14 protein-coding genes are annotated in these 13,396 nt (G+C 45.8%); 10 read left to right on the top strand and 4 right to left on the bottom strand.

From position 1 onward, the window contains the following. Nucleotides 1-78: 78 nt before the first annotated feature. From carA to pyrE, 4 genes are read left to right on the top strand one after another with little or no spacing between them, the layout of a single operon-like run. Nucleotides 79-1,251, top strand: a complete 1,173-nt coding sequence (carA, locus tag QFZ77_RS27045) for a glutamine-hydrolyzing carbamoyl-phosphate synthase small subunit (protein WP_307444205.1) — start codon at nucleotides 79-81, stop codon at nucleotides 1,249-1,251. Next, nucleotides 1,238-4,447, top strand: coding sequence for a carbamoyl-phosphate synthase large subunit (carB, locus tag QFZ77_RS27040; RefSeq protein WP_307444204.1), 3,210 nt, complete (start codon nucleotides 1,238-1,240; stop codon nucleotides 4,445-4,447). The genes carA and carB overlap by 14 nt, the downstream gene beginning before the upstream one ends. 54 nt (nucleotides 4,448-4,501) lie before the next feature. Beyond that, on the top strand, nucleotides 4,502-5,191 hold the full coding sequence (pyrF, locus tag QFZ77_RS27035; protein WP_307449879.1) for an orotidine-5'-phosphate decarboxylase: 690 nt from the start codon (nucleotides 4,502-4,504) through the stop codon (nucleotides 5,189-5,191). Nucleotides 5,192-5,230: 39 nt separating this feature from the next. Next, nucleotides 5,231-5,872, top strand: a complete 642-nt coding sequence (pyrE, locus tag QFZ77_RS27030; RefSeq protein WP_307444202.1) for an orotate phosphoribosyltransferase — start codon at nucleotides 5,231-5,233, stop codon at nucleotides 5,870-5,872. Between the two features lie 123 nt (nucleotides 5,873-5,995). Here pyrE and QFZ77_RS27025 read toward each other — a convergent pair whose 3' ends face one another. Together QFZ77_RS27025 and QFZ77_RS27020 are read right to left on the bottom strand one after the other, a co-directional pair. Beyond that, nucleotides 5,996-6,586 (bottom strand): LysR family transcriptional regulator substrate-binding protein, encoded by a 591-nt coding sequence (locus QFZ77_RS27025; protein WP_307449876.1) that lies wholly within the window; start codon nucleotides 6,584-6,586, stop codon nucleotides 5,996-5,998. After that, nucleotides 6,582-6,872: a LysR family transcriptional regulator gene (locus QFZ77_RS27020; protein ID WP_307444201.1), complete on the bottom strand. Its 291-nt coding sequence runs from the start codon at nucleotides 6,870-6,872 to the stop codon at nucleotides 6,582-6,584. The genes QFZ77_RS27025 and QFZ77_RS27020 overlap by 5 nt, the downstream gene beginning before the upstream one ends. A gap of 123 nt (nucleotides 6,873-6,995) precedes the next feature. On the opposite strand from QFZ77_RS27020, the gene dapA reads away from it, so the two are divergent. Both dapA and QFZ77_RS27010 read left to right on the top strand, forming a co-directional pair. After that, entirely contained in the window at nucleotides 6,996-7,877 is an 882-nt protein-coding gene (gene dapA, locus QFZ77_RS27015; RefSeq protein ID WP_307444200.1) for a 4-hydroxy-tetrahydrodipicolinate synthase, read from the top strand. Between the two features lie 13 nt (nucleotides 7,878-7,890). Further along, nucleotides 7,891-8,313 (top strand): RidA family protein, encoded by a 423-nt coding sequence (locus tag QFZ77_RS27010; RefSeq protein ID WP_307444198.1) that lies wholly within the window; start codon nucleotides 7,891-7,893, stop codon nucleotides 8,311-8,313. Between the two features lie 78 nt (nucleotides 8,314-8,391). On the opposite strand, the gene QFZ77_RS27005 is transcribed toward QFZ77_RS27010, so the two are convergent. Both QFZ77_RS27005 and QFZ77_RS27000 read right to left on the bottom strand, forming a co-directional pair. Next, entirely contained in the window at nucleotides 8,392-8,898 is a 507-nt protein-coding gene (locus QFZ77_RS27005; protein WP_307444196.1) for a GNAT family N-acetyltransferase, read from the bottom strand. A gap of 24 nt (nucleotides 8,899-8,922) precedes the next feature. Continuing rightward, nucleotides 8,923-10,299, bottom strand: coding sequence for a dipeptidase (locus QFZ77_RS27000; RefSeq protein ID WP_307444194.1), 1,377 nt, complete (start codon nucleotides 10,297-10,299; stop codon nucleotides 8,923-8,925). 180 nt (nucleotides 10,300-10,479) lie between these two features. Here QFZ77_RS27000 and QFZ77_RS26995 point away from each other — a divergent pair, with 180 nt between their 5' ends. The 4 genes from QFZ77_RS26995 (at nucleotide 10,480) to QFZ77_RS26980 (ending at nucleotide 13,373) form a co-directional block, all read left to right on the top strand. After that, complete coding sequence (locus tag QFZ77_RS26995; protein WP_307444193.1) at nucleotides 10,480-11,025, top strand: GNAT family N-acetyltransferase; 546 nt, start codon at nucleotides 10,480-10,482, stop codon at nucleotides 11,023-11,025. A 139-nt stretch (nucleotides 11,026-11,164) separates the two neighbouring features. Then, on the top strand, nucleotides 11,165-11,785 hold the full coding sequence (locus tag QFZ77_RS26990) for a nitroreductase family protein (RefSeq protein ID WP_307444191.1): 621 nt from the start codon (nucleotides 11,165-11,167) through the stop codon (nucleotides 11,783-11,785). Between the two features lie 162 nt (nucleotides 11,786-11,947). After that, nucleotides 11,948-12,805 carry a M15 family metallopeptidase gene (locus QFZ77_RS26985; protein WP_307444190.1) on the top strand — a complete coding sequence of 286 codons (858 nt, stop codon included), beginning with the start codon at nucleotides 11,948-11,950 and terminating at the stop codon, nucleotides 12,803-12,805. Nucleotides 12,806-12,842: 37 nt separating this feature from the next. After that, complete coding sequence (locus tag QFZ77_RS26980) at nucleotides 12,843-13,373, top strand: VanZ family protein (RefSeq protein WP_307444189.1); 531 nt, start codon at nucleotides 12,843-12,845, stop codon at nucleotides 13,371-13,373. Nucleotides 13,374-13,396: the final 23 nt, after the last annotated feature.

The raw sequence follows: 13,396 nt of genomic DNA, 5'->3' as shown, positions 1-13,396 counted from the left end.
CATTACACAAAGAAGTTGTAGGCATGACATCTGCGGTTCGTGAGAATCGTTTGACAATAGCGAAGGAGTTGAAAGAACATGCAGGCAAGATTGTTGCTGGAAGACGGCACTCTTTTTACAGGAAAATCGTTCGGTAGTGAAGGTGAATCCGTCGGCGAGGTAGTATTCAATACAGGAATTACAGGTTATCAGGAGGTGCTTTCTGATCCTTCCTACTGCGGTCAAATCGTGACGATGACGTATCCATTGGTGGGGAACTACGGTGTGATTCGGGATGATTTTGAATCCGTACGTCCTTTCATTCATGGCTTCGTCGTTCGTGAGCATGAAGAGATTCCTAGTAACTGGAGAGCGCAATATACGCTGGGTAGCCTGCTGAAAGAATACGGCATCGTTGGGATCAGCGGCATCGATACGCGCATGTTAACTCGTAAAATCCGTCATCACGGCGTTATGAAAAGCCTTTTGACAACATCCAATAAATCCATTGCTGAGCTGACTGAAATCTTAAGAGGAACGCCTCTAATGACAGATCAAGTCGCTCGTGTATCCACGAAAAGTGTATACGGCGCACCTGGACATAAGGAACGTATCGTACTTGTTGATTATGGTGCAAAAAGCGGAATTATCCGTGATCTTAGCAAACGTGACTGTGACGTTGTTGTTGTACCTCAAGAAGCTACAGCTGAACAAATTCGTCGCCTTGCGCCAGACGGCGTGCTGCTGTCTAACGGCCCTGGGGATCCGAAAGACGTACCTCACGCTGTCGAAATGATTAAAGGCTTGCTCGGCGATATCCCGCTCTTCGGTATTTGCTTGGGTCATCAGCTGTTCGCACTGGCTTGCGGTGCAGATACAGATAAACTGAAGTTCGGTCACCGCGGCGGCAACCATCCGGTAAAAGATTTAATTTCTGGACGCTGCTACATTACATCGCAAAACCATGGCTACACGGTTAAGGAAGAATCCGTCCAAGGAACTGACCTTGAAGTGACGCACATCAATAATAATGACCGCACCATTGAAGGCTTGAAACATAAGAAATACCCTGCCTTCTCGGTTCAGTATCACCCAGAGGCAGCACCAGGGCCATTTGACTCCAGCTACTTGTTCGATGATTTCATCTCGCTGATTCGTCAGCACAAAATCGATAACCCACAGCAGCCGCGCCAAGCGCAAATGCTTGCACAGTGGAAAGCTTCCACGGCATCGACATCTGTGAAGGAGGAACTGCAATATGCCAAAAAATAATACACTCAAAAAGATTCTCGTTATCGGTTCCGGTCCTATCGTCATCGGTCAGGCAGCGGAATTTGACTATGCAGGTACGCAAGCTTGCCAAGCGCTAAAAGAAGAAGGCATGGAAGTTATCCTGATCAACAGCAACCCTGCTACGATCATGACGGATACGAACATGGCGGATAAAGTATATATCGAACCGATCACGCTTGAGTTTGTTACGCAAATCATTCGTCAAGAACGTCCGGATGGTTTGCTTCCAACACTCGGTGGTCAAACAGGTCTGAACATGGCTGTTGAGCTAGCTCGTGCGGGTGTTCTGGAAAGCGAGAACGTGAAGCTTCTGGGAACACAGCTTACGGCGATTGAGAAAGCAGAGGACCGCGACCTTTTCAGAGACTTGATGAGAGAATTAGAGCAGCCTGTACCAGATAGCGTAATCGTAACGACGGTCGCTCAAGCGGTAGATTTTGCTAACGAGATCGGGTTTCCAATCATCATTCGTCCTGCCTACACATTAGGTGGAACGGGCGGCGGTATCTGTAACACGATGGAAGAGTTGACCGAAATTGTGGCTTCCGGAATTCGCTACAGCCCAATCGGCCAATGTCTGGTAGAGCGCAGTATTGCAGGCATGAAAGAAGTCGAGTACGAAGTTATGCGTGACGCGAACGATAATTGCATCGTGGTATGTAACATGGAGAACTTTGATCCAGTAGGTGTTCATACCGGAGATAGTATCGTTGTAGCACCAAGCCAAACATTGTCGGACCGTGAGTATCAAATGCTGCGTTCGGCTTCGCTTAAAATCATTCGCGCCTTGAACATCGAGGGTGGCTGTAACGTTCAGTACGCGCTTGATCCGCACAGCTTCCAATATTACGTAATCGAAGTGAACCCGCGTGTAAGCCGTTCATCAGCGCTTGCATCCAAAGCAACGGGTTATCCGATTGCGAAGATGGCTGCTAAAATTGCGATTGGCTACACGCTCGATGAGCTAGTCAATCCAGTTACAGGCCAAACCTATGCATGCTTCGAGCCAGCTCTGGATTACATCGTTTCCAAAATTCCACGTTGGCCGTTCGATAAATTCACGGCAGCAAACCGTAAGCTGGGTACGCAAATGAAAGCGACTGGCGAAGTTATGGCGATTGGCCGTACATTCGAAGAGTCCATTCATAAAGCGGTTCGTTCCTTAGAGATCGGCGTACACCGTTTGTTCTTGAAAGAGACAGATCTCATAGATCAAGAAACACTCGAGTTCCGCCTGCAAAAGCCCGATGATGAGCGCTTGTTCTTACTAGCAGAAGCTTATCGTAGAGGTTATACCGTGGAACAATTGCAAAAATTGACGAATATTGACTGGTGGTTCTTGAACAAACTGGATGGTCTGATTAAATACGAAAAAGAGATTGCAGCTAGCGAGCTTACAAACGAGCTGCTTTTCGAAACGAAACGCAAAGGCTTCACAGATCGTGCCATTGCCGAAATTCGCGCACTTGCGGGCTGCTCGACATTTACCAAAGAAGCTGACATCCGAACTCATCGTCTACAACAAAATATCAAGCCAGTTTACAAAATGGTAGATACTTGCGCAGCGGAATTCGAAGCTTCAACGCCATACTACTATTCGACTTATGAGCAAGAAGATGAAGTTACGGAAACAACGAAAGAAAAAGTGGTTGTTCTGGGTTCCGGCCCGATTCGTATCGGTCAAGGGATTGAGTTCGATTACTCCACGGTTCATGCGGTTTGGGCGATCCAAGCAGCAGGTTACGAAGCGGTTATTATCAACAATAACCCAGAAACGGTGTCAACGGATTTCAATACATCTGATCGCTTGTACTTCGAGCCTTTGTTCTTTGAAGATGTGATGAATGTAATCGAACGCGAGAACCCAATCGGGGTTATCGTTCAATTCGGTGGTCAAACAGCGATTAACTTGGCTGCACCTTTACACAAAGCTGGTGTACGCATTCTCGGTTCCGATCTGGAAAGTATCGATACAGCGGAAGATCGCAAGAAATTTGAAGCCTTACTTAGCAAGCTCTCGATTGCTCAACCACCAGGCGGCACCGTTACATCGGTTGACCAAGCTGTGGGTACAGCTGCGAAATTCGGATATCCGGTTATTGTTCGCCCATCCTACGTCCTAGGTGGACGCGCAATGGAAATCGTCTACTCCGATGAAGAATTGCTAAGCTACATGGAATATGCCGTGAAAATCAACCCTGAGCATCCTGTTCTGATCGATCGCTACATGCTTGGTAAAGAGGTAGAGGTTGATGCCATCTGCGATAGAGAAACGGTTCTAATCCCAGGGATTATGGAACACGTTGAACGCGCAGGGGTTCACTCCGGTGACTCCATCGCGGTTTATCCACCGCAATCCGTTTCGGATGAGATTAAACAACAAATTATCGACATTACGACGAAAATCGGCCTTGAGCTGAACGTAGTTGGTCTGGTTAACATCCAATTCGTTATTCATAACGATCAAGTGTATGTGATCGAGGTAAACCCGCGCTCTTCCAGAACCGTGCCTTTCTTGAGCAAAGTAACGAACATCCCGATGGCCAACGTGGCTACACGCGTCATTATGGGACAAAAGCTGGCTGATATGGGCTACCAAGGCGGTTTATGGCCGGAAGACAAGTACGTATCGGTTAAAGTGCCAGTATTCTCCTTCGCTAAGCTGCGCCGTGTAGATACGACGCTCGGACCTGAGATGAAATCGACGGGCGAGGTTATGGGGCGCGATATCAATTTTGCCAAAGCACTCTACAAAGGCTTAATTGGAGCGGGGATGAAAATTCCTGCAGCAGGATCTGTCGTAGTAACGGTAGCTGACAAAGATAAAGAGGAAGCGATTGAAATCTTAAAGGGCTTCTATCGCCTAGGATATAAAATCATTGCAACAGGCGGAACAGCAGCGGCGATTGAACAAGCTGGTCTTCCAGTGACGACTGTGAACAAGCTGAGCGAAGGTTCGCCTAACATTCTGGATCTCATCCGCAGCGGTGATGCACAGTTCGTTGTGAACACACTGACGAAAGGTAAAGAGCCAGAGCGTGACGGCTTCCGCATTCGTCGTGAAGCGGTTGAGAACGGTGTGGTTTGTATGACATCACTTGATACAGTAAGAGCGCTTGTTAATATGCTTGAAGCGATCAACTTCTCCTCACGTGCAATGCCAATTCATGTCTAAAGGAGAGTGACGAACTTGAGTACGCTAACTCGCACAGATGTTACTGGACGCATTATGGTCGCTTTGGATTATGCGAACGCAGAAGGTGCTGAAGGGCTGCTTAAGCAGCTCGAAGGCATCCCTTGCTACGTGAAGGTGGGCATGCAGCTGTTCTATGCTGCGGGTCCCGGCTTCGTCGCGAGTCTGAAGGATCGCGGCTACAAGGTGTTCCTCGATGTGAAGATGCATGACATTCCGAACACGGTCAAAGGCGGCGCGGAAAGCGTGACGCGCCTTGGGGTTGACGTGTTCAATGTCCATGCTGCCGGAGGCAAGCAAATGATGGAAGCCGCCTTGGAGGGTGTCGACAAGGGGCTAGCTGTAGGTGCTTCGCGTCCGATTGTCATCGGCGTGACGCAATTAACCAGCACCAGTGTACAGGTGCTGAATGACGAGATCGGCCTGACCGGTACGGTTGAGCAGGCCGTCATTCGCTATGCCCGCTTGGCGCATGCTGCGGGGCTGCAGGGGGTCGTCGCGTCACCGCTTGAGGTGACCGCGATTAAGGCGGTGTGCGGTGACGGTTTCGTCACCGTGACACCAGGCATTCGCCCTGCGGGAGCCGACGTGGGCGACCAGTCGCGCATTATGACGCCGGCTGAGGCATTCGCGCAGGGAACGGATTACGTCGTGATCGGTCGACCGATCACAGGAGCAGCGGATCCAAGAGCAGCAATTGAAGCGATTATCGATTCAATCGTGTAGCATGCTTTGTCTAACAACGGAAGGAACGGTGGAAGTAACATGAGTCAACTCGAAACAATCGCGCAGCATATTGCAGCGTCATTATTAGATATCGAAGCGGTAGCACTTCGACCGCAACAGCCTTTTACATGGACTTCTGGCCTCAAATCGCCAATCTATTGTGACAATCGTCTGACGATGTCACACCCAGCTATTCGCGAATCGATCGCTGACGGCTTCGCAGCTTTGATCCAAGAGAAATTCCCGGATGCTGAGGTTGTAGCTGGTACGGCAACAGCGGGCATTCCTCATGCCGCTTGGGTTGCTCAGAAGCTAGGTCTCCCGATGATCTACATTCGTGATAAAGCCAAAGGACATGGCAAAGAGAACTTGATTGAAGGCACTGTGAAACCGGGACAAAAGGTGATCGTGATTGAGGATCTTATCTCTACGGGTGGCAGTTCTTTGAAAGCAGCTATTGCTGTCAAAGAAGCTGGTGCTGTAGCACTGGGCGTGCTGGCGATTTTCTCCTATCAGTTAGATAAAGCTACAGAAGCATTCCAAGCTGCTGATATGCCACTATATACACTTTCCAACTACTCTACACTGCTTGAAGTGGCTCTAGAGAAGGGGAAAATCAAACAAGAGGACATGGAGCTCCTTCGTTCTTGGAGATCGAATCCTGCTGCGTTTGGTATGTAGGTCAGTTCTGACTGCGATTTGCGGCGGAGACGCTTTGAAGCAAGCCAACATCCGCATATAAGTTCATAACGGAAGAAGCTCTACCTTTACGAAAAGGAGAGCTTCTTTTTTTATTTGCTGAGGTTATCCTTGAGTCAGTAGTTGAATGAATGTTTGTAAGGGCTGAGACATCCATTTTTTGGGGTGAAGCAGCAGTTGAAGGTCTAATTTTAAGTCCGAATGTGAAAAAGGAAGATGAGCTAGTTTCCCTAGTTCCAGTTCGTTCTGTACAGCAATTTGGGGCAGCAGGGCGATACCAAGCCCATTCATGACACAGTGTTTAATTGTTTCTAAATTACCGAGCTCAAATCCAATTTGAAGCGGGACAGCATGATCTTTTAGTAACTTTTCAAACATACCTCGATAGATGCAGCCCTCTTCAGTTACGATAAATTCGGCTTGCTGAAAATCGGTTAGTTGTATTTGTGTTTGTTTCGTTAAAGGATGCTCAAGCGGTGCCACCAAAACTAAAGGTTCTTCTCTGACCTTTGTACAAGTAAGTGTGGTATCTGCTGGATAACGATCTAGTAGGAGTCCAATGTCATAGTCCCCATCTCTTACTTTAGTAATGAGGGAAGCTTCACTGTCAGGAAAGAGCTGGATATTCAGTCCAGGAAATTGTTGTTTCAGCACATGTAAATAGGGTGGTAAATAGTAAGCAGCAAGTGAGTTAATCGTACCGATCGTCAGTGTTCCGCTGACTTCGCTTGTTAAGTATCATTTCTTTGGATTGATCGTAGAGGTCAAGCATCTGCAAGACTAGCTTTAGCAAACTTTCTCCGGGTGCTGTTAATCGAAGCTGACGTCCGTATCTTTCGAAAAGGGGTACGCCATACTCTCGTTCCAACTTCTGAATTTGCATCGTAATACTCGATTGCGCATAGCCCAATTCTTCAGCAGCTCGTGTAAAGCTCTTTCTCCGTGCAACCTCCCGAAAGGTTCGGAAATAGGTTAAATCCATGGGAACCCCTCGCTTTAATATCAAAAATTTTGATGAGTCTTATCATTTATTATAGCTAACTGTGATCCAATGATCCATGCTAAAGTGAATGTACAAATGAAATAGGACTGGGAGATGATTGGGATGTTAAGAGAGAAAGACTTACAGGGGATCTATGTACCCATAATTACACCATTTGATGAGGAATATGAGGTGGATGCTGCCTCTTTTTATAATCTAGCTTACAATTTATTTCAAGATGAGGTAGACGGACTAGTCGTCAATGGAACGACAGGGGAATCGCCGACGATTACAAATGAAGAGATGTCGATCTTGTTCGCTACGGCACAAGCAGCTCGCGAGGCTGCGCAAGTAGATGTTCCGCTCATTGTAGGTACAGGAACGAATGATACGTTGTCCACGGTGAAAAAGACGGAGGCTGCCGGGAAATTAGGATCTGATGCCGTTCTAGTCGTTGTGCCTTACTATAATAGGCCGAGTCAACAAGGGATTATTGAACATTTTCGCCGGGCAGCCAGCGTTGGTGTGCCTGTCATTTTATATGAAATACCGCATCGCACGGGCGTGACGTTGGAACTTGATACCGTGCGTACGATACTTGAACTCGATGGTGTTATAGGTATGAAAGACAGTACGCCGAACACCCGATTGGTGTCTGAGCTTACTCGTCTAGGCTCGAAGCCCGTCTTGTGTGGGGAAGATTCACTGCTATTTGAGGCGCTTAGCTCCGGTGCTAAAGGGGTTATGAGCGCGTCAGCGAACGTAATGACTGAGCGTTTTGTATCGTTTTATCAGCATTTTGCAGCTGGTCAACACGAGATGAGCAAACAACTATTCGATGAGCTGCAACCACTCATTCGATTGCTTTTCGAAGAGCCCAATCCAGCGCCTCTCAAATGGCTGCTTGAGCAGCAAGGTGTCATTGAATCCGGAGCACTTCGATTACCGCTGCTTTCCGTGACAAAAGGCTTACAAGAGAAGTTAGCCTATTATTTGCAAAAATGAGAGGGAGAGATTGATGAATCGGACTAGGGTATTTACAGGCTCACCTTGGGAACCTGTTGTAGGCTATTGCCGTGCGATTCGGGTGGGGGACCGGATCGAGGTTGCAGGCACAACAGCAATGAAGGATGGCGAGGTCGTTGGCATAGGTAATCCGTATGAGCAAGCGCGATTCGTCCTCCAGACGATCGAGCAGGCGCTGCAAGAAATCGGGGGTCAAATGTCAGATGTGATTCGAACGCGAATGTATGTAACGGATATTTCGTTATGGCAGGAATTCGGCCGGGCACATGGGGAGTATTTCCGTGACGTGCAGCCCGTGGCAACGATGGTTGAAGTGAAGGCTTTAATAGATCCTCTGTTGTTGATAGAGATTGAGGTTGAAGCCCTGTTGATCGATGAAACTGAGAAAGGCTTTGAGGTAAGGCAAGGCATTTAATTGTAAAAAAAGCGCTTGTCCTCTTAGAAGGCGATTTGAAATCGCGGGCATAAGGGGAAAGCGCTTTTTGTTTACATATTATCCTACACGTTTACCAAGAATGATGAGGTCGCGTTCGATTCCGTCAAGTTCAGCAACGCCAGGCAGATGTGCCCAGTTAGCGAATCCGAATTTACGGAAAAGGTGGAGGCTTGGATCGTTATGACCGAATATGAAGCCGAGCAACGTCTTCAGTCCTAGCCTTGGACTAGCGTCTATCGCATGCTCCATCAGATAACGACCAATGCCTTGGCCGCGAAAAGCTTCATCGACATAAATGCTGACTTCCGCTGTAGCGTTATAGGCAGGTCGGCCATAAAAGGACTGAAAGCTGAGCCATCCACAGATGCCGCTGCCGTTTTCCAATACCCATAAAGGGCGGAAATCAGCAGAGTGCTCATAGAACCAGCCTTCGCGACTGGCTGTGGTCACGGGCTCTGTATCTGCTGTAACCATGCGTCCTTCAATGGTAGAATTATAAATTCGTACAATGTCTGCTAAGTCTTCCAAGCTCGCATTGCGGATCGTTAGGGGATTCGTACTCATGTTTTGGCTCATTCCTTTCAGTGGTTATTCATTCATTGCGGCAAGTTTCAGCCAAAAACGGCTGATGGTCTCTGTTCCTTTGTCCCAATTGACCAAATGGAAATGCTCATTCGGCGCATGCAGATTTTCACCTGGCAATCCAAAACCAAGCAGTACTACGGGTGCGTCTAACACACGTCCTAACACTTCAACAATAGGGATAGAGCCTCCGCTTCTTGTATATACAGGCCATACGCCATAGGTATCCTCATAAGCTTCCGCAGCTGCTACCATTACTGGCTCGTCAATTGGCGTGATAAATGGGTTTCCGCGCAGCTGGCGGTCGAGGGTCACTTTTACGCCAGGCATGGAGAGGGCACGGATATGATTTTCAACTGCATCCATGATTTCCTCGGGAACTTGTGCGGCAACGAGACGGCAAGCTATTTTAGCGCTGGCACGGTTAGGAATGATTGGTTTAATACCTTCACCCTGAAAGCCGCCGCTTACGGATGTGATTTCCAAGGTCGGTCTGGAAGTCGTTTGTTCATAGAACGAGAACCCATTTTCCCCATATAACGTTTCAACATGTAAGTCCGATCGAACCTTATTCGCGTCAGGTTCTACTTGTTTAAAGGCTTCACGCTCTTTGTCCGAGAGCTCAATGACTCGATCATAAAAGCCTTCCACCGCTACACGACCATTCTCATCATGGAAGGAACTCAGCAGCTTCGATAAAGCGTGAATCGGGTTCTGAACCGCTCCGCCAAACAGACCAGAATGAAGGTCACTATTTGCGCCATCAATCGTAATTTCGAACCCAGCTAGCCCGCGAAGACCATACATAAGTGCAGGTTTTCCTGGCCCTTGCATTTGAGTATCGGAAAGAACAATGGTATCGGCTTGTAATTTATCTTTATATTTTTCCACGAATGCCGGCAGGTGCTTACTCGCAATCTCTTCCTCACCCTCAATACAAAACTTCACATTAACAGGTAGACTGCCGTGCGTTCTTAAAAAAGCCTCAATCACTTTGGCGTAAAGCAGCAGTTGACCTTTATCATCCGTGCTTCCGCGGCCAAATAGTTTGCCATCTTGAATCACAGGCTCAAATGGAGGGGTGTTCCACAGCTCTAATGGCTCGGCCGGTTGAACATCATAGTGTCCGTATACAAGTACAGTTGGCTTACCCGGAGCATGCAACCAATCTGCATAGACAACGGGATGTCCCCCAGTAGCCATAATTTCAATGTTCTCAAGACCGGCTTGTTTCAAAGACTGAGCGGTCCATTCTGCACAGCGAATCATGTCTGGTTGATGCTCGGCGACAGCACTAATACTTGGAATCCGCAAAAACTGCATTAATTCCTCTATGTGTTGATCCCTTTGCTCATTCAAATAGGTTTTGATCGTTTCAATCATGTTTGATTTCTCCTTCTTTGTAAGCCATTTAGATTGTTGCTTCTTTTAAGTTCCCCAAATGCAAGTAAATTCCTGCAAATAAGTGATGCAGACACACATTTTATAAGAGAGTTGCACGAAGTAAATAGAAGTGGGTATTATTGTATAGGTAAATCCTGCTATTTAAAAGGGGTAAAGTTAATGAAACTATTGGTTAAGACTGAACGAATGTCTTTAGTTATATTGGATCGTTCTTCCGTAGATCTGGTTCTGGATTATGTGATTCGTAATCGAACGTTTCTCGAACCGTGGGAATTAGAACGTACTGATACGTATTTCATGAAGGATTATCAAGCTGAGCAGTTGGAACAAGAAGGAATCAAGATCGAGGAAGGTCAGATGTTTAAGGTATGGATGCTATTTGAAGAACGAATTGTAGGGTCAATCGCTCTTAGTAATATCGTCAGAGGTGCATTTCAATCTTGCCATTTGGGCTACCGAATGGACGGGAAGCTTCTTAATCGGGGTCTCATGACAGAGGGACTGAAAGCGATCATTGCCTACGCTTTTGACGAAATGAACCTTCACCGCATTGAAGCCAATATCATGCCTAGAAACGTGGCGTCCCTGAAGGTCGTAGAAAAGTTGGGCTTTTATGAGGAGGGCTTGGCGCTCAAATATTTACAAATTCATGGTGTTTGGGAGGACCATATTCATATGGTACTGCGCAATACAGCAATGGAATAAAAATCAGGGAAATCGTAGAGAAATGTCGAAAAATGTAATAAAAATTAGCCATATCATATTGCTATCAAGTCCTTACTCTAATAGAATAAAGTATTGAGCATGTACTAATACATAACATATTTACTAGGGGGACTTTACGTTGAATGATTTTGAATCGGTTGTAAAATCTAGACGATCTGCAAGCAAATTCACGCAAGGGATCGATATTTCACAAAAAGAATTAGAGCAAATTTTTTCCCTTGTTAAGTTTGCCCCATCCGCTTATAACTTACAGCATGCTAATTATGTTGTTGTCACAGACCCTTTGATGAAACAGAAGGTGTATGATGCGTCTTATAAGCAGTACAAAATTCAGAGCTCGTCCGCAGTTATTGTGGTCCTTGGCGATTTGGAAGCATATAAGGATTCTGCTAGAATAAATGAAGGACTTTTCCATTTGGGATTCTTTAGTAAACAAGAATTAGATTCCGAAGTAGAGCAAGTGACACATTTCTATGAAGAACGGGGAGAGCCGTTCAAGCGAGATGAAGCGATTCGGAATGCAAGTCTTTCAGCCATGTTATTTATGCTCACGGCGAAAGAGCAAGGTTGGGATACTTGTCCGATGATCGGTTTTGAGGCAGACAAGCTCATTGAGGCTCTTCAATTAGAGGAGCGTTTTGTTCCAGTTATGTTAATTACGATTGGGAAAGAAGACACGTCCAGCCAGCGGCCGCGCGGTTATCGTAAACCGATTGGTGAGTTTGTGAAATATGTTTAATACATAAATAGAGACCGTTTATTGCTGAAGGTGGCGATGAGCGGTCTTTTTCTATTTGGGTGGTGATGTACAAGCTTAAGAAAAATTTTATTTTTAACCCCATTTCTTTTTCATTAGTTTTCTTTATCCTAGGATTGAATGAATGGTTAGGAGGAACTAAGGATGAAGAAGTGGTTTTTTTGGCTTGTTATACTTATACTGCTCGGCTATGGCGCTGCTCAACACAAACTGAAAGTCGTTAACGAGAAACCACCGGAAGAAAACAATCAAGCTCAAGAGGTGACTCCTCAAATGAACGAGATTAAAGTAACAAAAGATCAGATTTATAAAGGTAATTTGTTATTGGTCAATAAGGACCATCCTGTACCTACCGGTGGTGAAGAGTCCGAAGCGGTGAATCTGTTTAAGCATAAGGAATTGGTGAATGGATTCATTGTGATGGATAATACGATTCGGTTGTCGCCGAGCTTGGTGCAAAAATTCTCAAAAATGATTGGGGCCGCAGCAAATGATGGGGTTAATCGATTTTTAATCAGCAGCGGTTATCGGGACAATAAAGAACAAAACCAGCTCTATAAACAAATGGGTGCTGATTATGCGTTACCAGCAGGCTATAGCGAACATAATTTAGGTTTATCGCTTGATATTGGATCTACGCAAGCGGAGATGAGTCAAGCACCTGAAGGGAAGTGGCTGAAAAAAAACGCATGGAGATACGGGTTTATCTTGCGTTATCCGGCTGACAAAACTGCCATCACAGGTATTCAATCTGAACCCTGGCATTTTCGCTATGTTGGTTTGCCGCATAGCTCAATTATGCAGGAAAAGAATTTTGTCCTGGAAGAATACTTGGATTTCTTGAAAGAAAAGAAGACCATTACGACTATTGTAGATCACCAAACCTATCAAATCTCTTATTATCCTGTCTCCAAAAACACAACTATCCTTGTGCCAGCAAATGGTCGCTATCAGATATCAGGCAACAATATGGACGGTATCATTGTGACCATGTATCCATGATCAGGGCTTATGAGTCTCAAGAAGGTGGGAATGGCGTATGAAACATAAAATAATGTTGAAAGATATTACAATTCAAGTGCTGTTTACCCTCTATGTGTACACTTTATTCAAAATTATTCTATTTAAGTTCAGCTCAATCGACATGACATTTCTCTGGCATCAGCTTAAGATAAGTCTGGGGAACACGGATCATATGAGCAGGCAGATTCAAAAAGGTAATCTGATTCCCTTTAAAGAAATATCCAGAACCATTCATGATATCTCGAGTCATGGTCTAATTAACCTGGTTGGGAATTTTGCGATATTCATGCCGTACGGAATTCTTCTTGGTTTAATGTTAAGAAACAAAAAAGTATCATGGATAGACGCGTTCATTTTTTCATTAGGTTTAAGTCTAATCTTGGAATTAGCGCAGGCTTTTTTCTCTATTGGACGTTATGATGTAGATGATCTCATACTAAATTCAAGCGGGGGCTTGATCGGTTTCATTATTTTTAAATTATTCGCTATGTTAGTTTCTACAGTTTCTACATCAAGTGCTAACCAAGCAAGAGGTAGCTCCATCTGATACAATAAAAACAATATTAAGGT

Origin of the sequence: Paenibacillus sp. V4I3 (assembly GCF_030817215.1) — a bacterium.
Lineage (GTDB): Bacteria > Bacillota > Bacilli > Paenibacillales > NBRC-103111 > Paenibacillus_E.
Note: the sequence above shows the minus strand (reverse complement) of the source record. Positions and strands in the feature narration are given on the sequence as shown.

Bases quoted from the DNA above. Each gene is read 5' to 3' on its own strand.
- carA (WP_307444205.1), top strand. From the start codon at position 79: ATGCAGGCAAGATTGTTGCTGGAAGACGGCACTCTTTTTACAGGAAAA.
- carB (WP_307444204.1), top strand. From the start codon at position 1,238: ATGCCAAAAAATAATACACTCAAAAAGATTCTCGTTATCGGTTCCGGT.
- pyrF (WP_307449879.1), top strand. From the start codon at position 4,502: ATGGTCGCTTTGGATTATGCGAACGCAGAAGGTGCTGAAGGGCTGCTT.
- pyrE (WP_307444202.1), top strand. From the start codon at position 5,231: ATGAGTCAACTCGAAACAATCGCGCAGCATATTGCAGCGTCATTATTA.
- QFZ77_RS27020 (WP_307444201.1), bottom strand. From the start codon at position 6,872: ATGGATTTAACCTATTTCCGAACCTTTCGGGAGGTTGCACGGAGAAAG.
- dapA (WP_307444200.1), top strand. From the start codon at position 6,996: ATGTTAAGAGAGAAAGACTTACAGGGGATCTATGTACCCATAATTACA.
- QFZ77_RS27010 (WP_307444198.1), top strand. From the start codon at position 7,891: ATGAATCGGACTAGGGTATTTACAGGCTCACCTTGGGAACCTGTTGTA.
- QFZ77_RS27005 (WP_307444196.1), bottom strand. From the start codon at position 8,898: ATGAGTACGAATCCCCTAACGATCCGCAATGCGAGCTTGGAAGACTTA.
- QFZ77_RS27000 (WP_307444194.1), bottom strand. From the start codon at position 10,299: ATGATTGAAACGATCAAAACCTATTTGAATGAGCAAAGGGATCAACAC.
- QFZ77_RS26995 (WP_307444193.1), top strand. From the start codon at position 10,480: ATGAAACTATTGGTTAAGACTGAACGAATGTCTTTAGTTATATTGGAT.
- QFZ77_RS26985 (WP_307444190.1), top strand. From the start codon at position 11,948: ATGAAGAAGTGGTTTTTTTGGCTTGTTATACTTATACTGCTCGGCTAT.
- QFZ77_RS26980 (WP_307444189.1), top strand. From the start codon at position 12,843: ATGAAACATAAAATAATGTTGAAAGATATTACAATTCAAGTGCTGTTT.